At 70.3% G+C, this 7,700-nt stretch carries 9 protein-coding genes and 1 pseudogene; 6 read left to right on the top strand and 4 right to left on the bottom strand.

The features are described 5' to 3' along the window. The 5 genes and pseudogenes from AB8Z36_RS24535 to AB8Z36_RS24515 all read left to right on the top strand — a co-directional run. A pseudogene (locus tag AB8Z36_RS24535) lies at positions 1 to 149 on the top strand (alpha/beta fold hydrolase); the annotation flags it as partial. 204 nt (positions 150 to 353) lie between these two features. Beyond that, positions 354 to 881 carry a DUF1062 domain-containing protein gene (locus AB8Z36_RS24530; protein ID WP_369215535.1) on the top strand — a complete coding sequence of 176 codons (528 nt, stop codon included), beginning with the start codon at positions 354 to 356 and terminating at the stop codon, positions 879 to 881. 151 nt (positions 882 to 1,032) lie between these two features. Then, the gene (locus AB8Z36_RS24525; protein ID WP_369215534.1) at positions 1,033 to 1,677 is read left to right on the top strand and encodes an SUKH-4 family immunity protein; all 645 of its coding nucleotides are present in this window, start codon (positions 1,033 to 1,035) and stop codon (positions 1,675 to 1,677) included. A gap of 171 nt (positions 1,678 to 1,848) precedes the next feature. Further along, on the top strand, positions 1,849 to 3,063 hold the full coding sequence (locus tag AB8Z36_RS24520) for a Cmx/CmrA family chloramphenicol efflux MFS transporter (protein ID WP_369215533.1): 1,215 nt from the start codon (positions 1,849 to 1,851) through the stop codon (positions 3,061 to 3,063). A gap of 29 nt (positions 3,064 to 3,092) precedes the next feature. Then, positions 3,093 to 3,671, top strand: coding sequence for a TetR/AcrR family transcriptional regulator (locus AB8Z36_RS24515; RefSeq protein ID WP_369215532.1), 579 nt, complete (start codon positions 3,093 to 3,095; stop codon positions 3,669 to 3,671). Positions 3,672 to 3,719: 48 nt separating this feature from the next. Here AB8Z36_RS24515 and AB8Z36_RS24510 read toward each other — a convergent pair whose 3' ends face one another. The 4 genes from AB8Z36_RS24510 to eno all read right to left on the bottom strand — a co-directional run bounded on the left by AB8Z36_RS24510 (position 3,720) and on the right by eno (position 6,958). Beyond that, positions 3,720 to 4,061, bottom strand: coding sequence for a MerR family transcriptional regulator (locus AB8Z36_RS24510; RefSeq protein ID WP_369215531.1), 342 nt, complete (start codon positions 4,059 to 4,061; stop codon positions 3,720 to 3,722). 522 nt (positions 4,062 to 4,583) lie between these two features. Then, complete coding sequence (locus AB8Z36_RS24505) at positions 4,584 to 5,219, bottom strand: GNAT family N-acetyltransferase (protein WP_369215530.1); 636 nt, start codon at positions 5,217 to 5,219, stop codon at positions 4,584 to 4,586. Positions 5,220 to 5,247: 28 nt separating this feature from the next. After that, complete coding sequence (locus AB8Z36_RS24500) at positions 5,248 to 5,529, bottom strand: DUF397 domain-containing protein (RefSeq protein ID WP_369215529.1); 282 nt, start codon at positions 5,527 to 5,529, stop codon at positions 5,248 to 5,250. Positions 5,530 to 5,650: 121 nt separating this feature from the next. Further along, positions 5,651 to 6,958, bottom strand: coding sequence for a phosphopyruvate hydratase (eno, locus tag AB8Z36_RS24495; RefSeq protein WP_369215528.1), 1,308 nt, complete (start codon positions 6,956 to 6,958; stop codon positions 5,651 to 5,653). Between the two features lie 251 nt (positions 6,959 to 7,209). Between eno and AB8Z36_RS24490 the strand changes: the two genes are divergently transcribed. After that, positions 7,210 to 7,632 (top strand): MarR family winged helix-turn-helix transcriptional regulator, encoded by a 423-nt coding sequence (locus AB8Z36_RS24490; protein WP_369215527.1) that lies wholly within the window; start codon positions 7,210 to 7,212, stop codon positions 7,630 to 7,632. Positions 7,633 to 7,700: the final 68 nt, after the last annotated feature.

The raw sequence follows: 7,700 nt of genomic DNA, 5'->3' as shown, positions 1-7,700 counted from the left end.
TCCCCGGCATGGGCCACGCGCTCCCCCGCCCGGTGCACGCCCCGCTGGCCGCCGCGATCCTGGACCACACATCCGGGCGCTGCCATGCGACGCGTCCGACGACGCGACCCGGAACACCGCTCGCAGCCGGGCCCGAAGCCCGGCACTGACGACGAAAACAGGTGGAGCAGCACGGCCACGACCCTTTACCGTGCTGCCGAACCGAGTCGTCTGGGCAAGGACGTGCCGTTGTACACCGTGTGAGAACCCCCAAGCCCTGAATCGTCGCGCGTCGCGCCTGCGCGCCGCGCTCTTTCTTGCTGCGGTCTTCTCACTGAAACCGGTGTACTTCTGTGCTCACCCATTGGTTCGTCATGCCCACCCGCCTCCCGCTCGTCGTCCGCCGCTGCCACACGTGCGCGGCCGACCGCTTCCGGGCGAACAGCAAATTCCGCGTCAACGCCCACCACAAGCTCATCGACGCCTGGCTCCTGGTGCTCTGCACCGGGTGCGGGGAAACCGCGAAGCTGACGGTCTTCGAGCGGATGAACGTGCGCTCCGTGCGCCCCGCCCTCCTTGACCGGCTGCACGTCAACGACCCCGGTCTGACGGCCGAGTTGCTCCAGGACCCGGTCGTACGGCGCCGCAACCGCATCGCCCTCGACTGGGACGACGCCTGGCGTCTCGACACCGGCGGTCCGGGTCACCTGGACCGCGAGGTGATCGATGTGTCGGTCCGGTTCGCGGCGCGGATTCCCGTCCGGCCGACCCGGCTCGTCGCCGAAGGCTGCGGACCGTCGCGGGCCGAGGTCGAGCGCCTGCGCACGGAAGGAAGACTCGTCTCGGCGGTCCGGCTGAACGCCGGACTCTCCGACGACTTCACCTTCACGCTCAAGCGCTGAGTCCGTACGAGCCGACCGCGACCGGTGCGGCGCCCCCGCCGTGGGACGAAATGAGATGCTGCCCCATGGCGCGGGGGCGACGACCGCGTCCCCGACCACAGTCCCAGAGTCCCACGGCGCCCGCGCCGCCGATGAGTTCGGAGTTCCGGCAGTGCTTTTCGACGTCACCCACGGCAAGCTCGCCGCCATTTTCGGCGAGGACCGGCTCGCGTTCCTGCCCTCCGACGCGTTCGCGCCCGCCGCCGCGGACAGCGCGGGCGCCCGGCTCCTGCGGACCGTCGGTGTCCCCGCCGAGGCGCTCTGGCCGCGCGAGCCCGACGCGGAATCGGGCCGACTGCCCCTCGTCCGGGACGTCGTCGACACCGACGACTTCGAGGACGCTCCCCAGGACTCGGGCGAGTGGCCCGTCATCGGCTGGCTGCTCAACGCCCACCTGGCCCTCGACCCCGTTTCCGGCAAGGTGTACGCCTTCGACCTCGACGAGGATTCCGCGACGGAACTCCACGCGGACGTCTCCTCCCTGATCCACGTCACCGTGCGGTTCCAGCGCCTGCTGGAGGAGTTCACCTTCAGCGACCACGACGATGAGGCCGATGAGGACGACGACGTCGCCCGGGAGGAAGCCGACTTCGAGCGCCTTGAGCACGAGGTCGAACGCATCCGCCAGGAGACGAGCGCCCTCGACCCACTCCCCTTCCAGGACGACGAGACCGCCTGGTCCGTGATCGCCGGAGAGATCGCCGCGGGCCAGCACTTCGCGGGCGACAGCCCGGGGGCGCGCTCGCTGTACGGGTGACGGACCCCGAACGGGACGGACCCCCAGGACGTGACCCCTGGGGACGCCCCGCACCACCCATTCTGAAGTGAACGCTCCACAATGTGCTAGCGTCCGGACTCGTCGATTCTGAAGCGGACGCTACACAATGAGTGCGCGAGCGACCGGACGCGTACAGAGGGGATCACGGCAATGCCATTTGCGGTGTACATGGTCGGGCTCGGCATCTTCACCCAGGGAACATCGGAGTTCATGCTGTCCGGCCTGCTGCCGGGCATGGCCGACGATCTCGGGGTGTCCATCCCCGACGCCGGTCTGCTCATCTCGGCGTTCGCGATCGGCATGGTCGTCGGCGCCCCGCTGCTCGCCGTCGCCACCCTCGGCTGGCCGAGGCGCACCGCGCTCGTGACGCTCCAGGCCGTCTTCGTCGTGGCCCACGCCGTCGGCGCCCTCGCGCCCGGCTACCCCACGCTCTTCGTGACGCGCGTGGTCAGCGCCCTCGCGTACGCCGGTTACTGGGGCGTCGCCGTGGCCACGGTGGTGGCACTCGTGCCTCCGGCCGCCAAGGCGCGGGCGATCGCCGTGGCGGCCGGTGGCCTGACGCTCGCCACCATCGTCGGCGTACCGGCGGGCACACTGCTCAGCCAGTACTCCGGCTGGCGCGCCGCCTTCTGGGCGGTGGCAGCCGCGACCGTGGTGAGCCTCGTCTGCACGCTGCTCGCCGTTCCCGGCGGTCGCGGCGGGGGCGAGCGCCCCTCCGTGCGGGCCGAACTGCGCGGTCTGGCACGGCCCCAGCTGTGGCTCTCGTACGCCATCACCGCGTTCACCTTCGGCGCGGTCATCGTCACCTTCAGCTATCTGGCGGCGCTGCTCACCGAGGTGAGCGGGGTTCCGGAGGGGTGGGTGCCGGCGGTTCTCGCCCTGTTCGGTGTCGGCGGGCTCGCGGGCATCACCCTCGGCGGGCGCACCGGCCAGTCGCGGCCCCTTGGCACACTGGCTCTGGGGCTCGGTGCCCTCGCCCTCTTCTCCGCACTGCTCGCGCTGACGGCGCGGGTGACGGCCGTGGCCGTCGTCTTGGTCTTCCTGCTCGGCTTCGTCGGCTATGTGACCAACCCCGCCCTGCAGTCCCGGGTGTTCGCACTCGCTCCGGGCGCGCCGACGCTGGTCGGCGCGGGCAACACCGCCGCCTTCAACGTCGGCAACACCATCGCCCCGCTCCTCGGCGGTATGGCCATCGACGCCGGGTACGGCTACGCCTCGGTCGCCTGGGTCGGTGCCGCGCTGGCGGCCCTGGGAACGGCGGGCGTCCTGTGGGCGGCACATCTGCGGAAGGAACGACGCCCACAGTCCGGCGCCCTCACCAGCGCCCCCGCACCGCAGCCGAACCCTGCGTGCGAAGTTTTGTAGGGCGCTTCCAAAACCATTACTGTGGGCGCATGGCCAGACCGAGAGAGTTCAGTGAGGACCGCGTCGTCACCGCCGCCATGGAGACCTTCTGGCGCCATGGGTACGAGGGCACTTCGACGCGCACCCTGTGCGACAGCACCGGCCTCGGGCCGTCCAGTCTCTACAACACCTTCGGCGGCAAGCGGCAGCTCTACCTCCGCGCCCTCCGGTGTTACTACGACACGGCCACCGCCGAGCAGGTCGAGCTCCTGCGGGGCGAAGGCACAGCAAAGGAGCGGCTGCGCGCCATGATGGTGCACGCGGTCGACGCCGACCTCGACGCGACGGGCACGCAAGGCTGCTTCGCCATCAACGCGGCCGTCGAGATCGCGGGCTCCGATCCGGAGGTCCGGGCGGCCGTGCGGCGCAGCTTCGACCGGGTCGAGGAGGAGCTGCGCGCGGTCGTGGACCAGGGGCGGCGCGCGGGTGAGATCCGCTCCACGGGGGACGCGCGGACCGTGGCGCGCCGTGTCCAGAGCACGTACTACGGCCTGCGCGTCCTCAGCCGCGTACAGGACGACCGCGAGGTGCTGCTGGCCACGGTGGACGGCATGCTGGCGGATCTCTGACACGCCGGACGGACGGGCGTCAGCTCCGTTCGACGGTTCTTCAAGGACTCAGGACTGTTCCGGGTGCGGCGGGGTGGCCCGTGCCGCGCGGCGGTACTCGTCGTTGATCCGCCGCGCCTCTTCGAGCTGGTCCTCAAGGATGACGATCCGGCACGCGGCCTCGATCGGCGTCCCCTGATCGACGAGTTCACGGGCGCGGGCGGCGATGCGCAGCTGATAGCGCGAATAGCGGCGGTGCCCGCCCTCGGAGCGCAGCGGCGTGATCAGCCGCGCCTCACCGAGCGCGCGCAGGAACCCCGGCGTGGCGCCGATCATCTCGGCGGCACGGCCCATGGTGTAGGCGGGGTAGTCGTCGTCATCGAGGCGGTGGTGCGAGAGGTCTGCGGCCATTTCACCCCTTCATGAGACAGGTGGAGTTCATGCGACACGCTTGACACGTCGTCGTTGGTACGGCGCGAAAAGCTCAGGAGACATGTGGAGGGGCTCTGATGTCGTACGACCCCAGAGCCCCGAAGGATTGCTACACCATCTGCCGACCTGTCACAGCGTCGGCCTTCTTCTTCCGCACAGCTGCCCAGAGCGCTGGCCAGGGTGCGGGGATCGCGATTGCGTGACCGGAGACCACCTGCCTATCGATGTCCTGCGGTACCCGGGTGGGCTTGCGCTACGCCCCGGGCGATCCTGATGGCGTCCGCTTCCTCCGTTCCCTCAGAGCCACTTGGTGACTTCGAGCCACCTGGTGACTTCGTACTCGATCTGACCTTCAAGAAAACCGTACACCCGTGAACACCCAATGTCTATGCCAGCGACGGTAGATTTCTGGATGCGCTTCGATGAGATAACCAGCCCCCATCAGCGTACGGTCGGTCCTGCGGTGCAGTGGACCTCGGGTTCACGGGGGTTCACGCGGGTTCACGAGGTTCCGTCGGCCCCGTGCCCGGCGTAGAACTCCTCGGACGTGAGGCCGAAGATGAGATTGTCGCGGTAGCGCCCGCCGATGAAGTCGTGCCGCCGCAGACGGCCCTCCAGTCTCGCGCCGAAGGCGAGCATCGCCGCCTGCGAGACCTGGTTGAAGTCGTGCACGTAGGCCTGCGCCTTCTGGTAGCGCCGTTCGCCGAACATGTAGTGGAAGAGCAGCAGTCCGGTCTCCCAGGCATAGCGCTTGCGCTGGTGTTCCGGGGCCACCGCCATGCCGAGGTAGAAGCGGCCCGCCACCGGGTCGGCCTGGTTGGTGTTGACGCAGCCCACCATCTCCCCGTGCCGCCGGTCGGTGATCGCCAGGAAGAAGTTGTCGTCCAGCGGGTCCCTCGCCGCCTCCTGCTTCAGCCATTCGCGGCAGTGGTCAGGAGAACGGGGTGCGGTGACCCGCTCCCAGGCACGCTGGTAGGGCGACGAGGACTCCAGTCGGAGAATGACCTCCCAGTCGCCCGGCTCCACGCGGCGCAGCACCGTGTTCTCCGCCGTCCACGCGGGGCGCGACAGCTCCGGGGGCCACGCGCCGTCCCCGGCCTCGACCGCCGTGGGAGCGGGCCGGTCCTGGTCGATCATGCGGTCACCCCCGCCCAGAGATCGTCGATCAGTCGAACTCGCCCGCGCGCACTCCGTCGCGGAAGGCGGCCCACTCCTCCGGGGTGAACCGGAGGTCACCGAGACCGGGGTTCTTCGAGTCCCGCAGCGCCATGGCTCCACCGCCGATCTCAGCGACCTCGACGCAGATCAGCAGCGAGTAACTGCTCTTGCGCCACTGGGCTTCGCCGATGTCCCGCGCGTACAGCTCTTCCTTGCCCATGCCGTGCCCCTTCTCGGTTGTCTCTCCGGCCTCCGGCGTCTCCGGCTGCCGGTGTCCCCGCAGGGACATGCCCAGCCCGCGACCACGGAACCGCCATGTCGCCCATAGGGGGTAAGTGCCGCGAAAGCAGACTCGGTTGAACCGGGAATGTGCAAGTCGGACGGGCTGCACGACGCGTCGTCCCTGCCGGTCAGGCGCCGCGCAGCGCCGCGCGGCCCGCGTAGTGTGCCGAGGCGCCCAGCTCTTCCTCGATGCGGATCAGCTGGTTGTACTTGGCCGTGCGGTCGGAGCGCGAGAGGGAGCCGGTCTTGATCTGGCCGCAGCCCGTTGCCACCGCCAGGTCCGCGATGGTGGTGTCCTCGGTCTCGCCGGAGCGGTGCGACATGACGGCCGTCCACCCCGCCTGATGGGCCGTGTCCACCGCCGTCAGCGCCTCGGTCAGGGTCCCGATCTGGTTGACCTTGATGAGGATCGAGTTGCCGACACCGGTACGGATGCCCTCGCGCAGCAGCGTCTCATTGGTGCAGAACACGTCGTCGCCGGTGAGCTGGCAGCGGTCGCCGACGCGGGCGGTCAGCTCGCGCCAGCCGTCCAGGTCGTCCTCCGCCATCGGGTCCTCGATGGACAGGACGGGGTAGGCGTCGATGAGCTTGGCGAGGTAGTCGGCGTTCTCGGAGGGAGTGCGGCGCACGCCCTCGCCCGCGTAGTCGTAGACGCCGTCGCGGAAGAACTCCGACGACGCCGGGTCCATGATGACGCCGAGATCCTCGCCGGGGCGGTACCCGGTGCGCTCGATGGCGCTCACCACGAAGTCGAGCGCCTCCTCGGCGGTGCGCAGCGCGGGCGCGAAGCCGCCCTCGTCGCCGACGCCCGTGGAGTGCCCGGCGGCCAGCAGGTCGCGGCGCAGGGTGTGGAAGACCTCGCTGCCCATCCGGACGGCTTCGGCGAACGTGTCCGCGCCCACGGGCGCGATCATGAACTCCTGGAAGTCCAGCGGATTGTCGGCGTGGGCGCCGCCGTTGACGATGTTCATCATCGGCAGCGGCAGGAGGCGGGCGTCGGCGCCGCCGAGGTAGCGGTAGAGGGGCTGGCGGTGGGCCGCCGCGGCGGCCCTCGCGGCGGCGAGGGAGACGCCGAGGACGGCGTTGGCCCCGAGCCGGGACTTCGTGGCGGTGCCGTCGAGGGCGATCAGCGCGGCGTCGAGACCCGCCTGATCGGTCGCGTCCCGGCCGCGCACGGCCGCCGCGATCTCTCCGTTGACGTGCGCCACCGCGCGGTCGACGCCCTTGCCGTGCCAGCGGGCGGAGTCCCCGTCACGCAGTTCCACGGCTTCCCGGGCGCCGGTAGAGGCGCCGGAGGGGACGGCGGCGCGCCCCAGGGACTCATCCGCCAGAACGACATCGACCTCGACCGTGGGGTTGCCTCGGCTGTCGATGATCCGGCGGGCGGTGATGGTCTTGATGGCGGTGTCGGTGGTGCCGACTGCCTTTTCGGACATGGGAGTTCCTCCCCGTTGTCGTGTGCCGTGGCCCCGGCTGCGACAGCGCTGGCGCTGAGCCCGACGGAACGGAACCATACAGCAATGCTGCTCAGTTTTGCTGTGCAGTATGGGTGTGCAGCATTGCTGTGCACATGTGCTGTACGATCTGCCGTGCAGGGCCCGTCGCAGGTCGGTCCCACGGCTCGCCTGTCCGCACTCCCGCGCAGGTCAGGTACGCGACGCGCCCGGTCGGCGGGGTAAAGTGCCCTATGCCCACCCCGTCAGCCGCCGCCATCGCCGCCGAACTGCGTACCGCGATGGGCAAGCTCACCCGGCGCGTCAGGCATGAGGACCTCATCCCCCTGGGCCAGGTCGCCGTGCTCGGCGCGCTCGACCGCGAGGGCGCCATGACCACCAGTGACCTCGCCGCCGATCAGCGGGTACGCCCTCAGTCGATGGCCAGGGCGGTGGGGCTGCTCATGGAACAGAATCTGATCACCCGTCGGGCGCACCCCACGGACGGCCGCAAGTCGCTGGTCGAGCTGTCGGACGCGGGCCGGGCGGCGCTCGACGCGGAGCGTGGCCGCAGGGCCGGTTGGCTCGCGCAGGCCATCGAGGCCGAACTCACCGACGAGGAGCGGGCGGTGCTGGCACGGAGCGCCGCCTTGCTGGAGCGGCTCGCCACCCGCTGACGGTCCCCGCCACCCGCTGGCGCGCCGCCCCTCATTGACGGCCCCTGCCACCCGCTGGCGCGCCACCC

Origin of the sequence: Streptomyces flavofungini (assembly GCF_041028215.1) — a bacterium.
GTDB classification, from domain to species: Bacteria; Actinomycetota; Actinomycetes; order Streptomycetales; family Streptomycetaceae; genus Streptomyces; species Streptomyces flavofungini_B.
The sequence above is the reverse complement of the archived record's forward strand: the minus strand, read 5'-3'. Positions and strand labels throughout refer to the sequence as shown.

What these genes read in the sequence shown, in the direction of transcription:
- AB8Z36_RS24530 (WP_369215535.1), top strand. Translation starts at nt 354, where the DNA reads ATGCCCACCCGCCTCCCGCTCGTCGTCCGCCGCTGCCACACGTGCGCG.
- AB8Z36_RS24520 (WP_369215533.1), top strand. Translation starts at nt 1,849, where the DNA reads ATGCCATTTGCGGTGTACATGGTCGGGCTCGGCATCTTCACCCAGGGA.
- AB8Z36_RS24515 (WP_369215532.1), top strand. Translation starts at nt 3,093, where the DNA reads ATGGCCAGACCGAGAGAGTTCAGTGAGGACCGCGTCGTCACCGCCGCC.
- AB8Z36_RS24510 (WP_369215531.1), bottom strand. Translation starts at nt 4,061, where the DNA reads ATGGCCGCAGACCTCTCGCACCACCGCCTCGATGACGACGACTACCCC.
- AB8Z36_RS24505 (WP_369215530.1), bottom strand. Translation starts at nt 5,219, where the DNA reads ATGATCGACCAGGACCGGCCCGCTCCCACGGCGGTCGAGGCCGGGGAC.
- AB8Z36_RS24500 (WP_369215529.1), bottom strand. Translation starts at nt 5,529, where the DNA reads ATGTCCCTGCGGGGACACCGGCAGCCGGAGACGCCGGAGGCCGGAGAG.
- eno (WP_369215528.1), bottom strand. Translation starts at nt 6,958, where the DNA reads ATGTCCGAAAAGGCAGTCGGCACCACCGACACCGCCATCAAGACCATC.
- AB8Z36_RS24490 (WP_369215527.1), top strand. Translation starts at nt 7,210, where the DNA reads ATGCCCACCCCGTCAGCCGCCGCCATCGCCGCCGAACTGCGTACCGCG.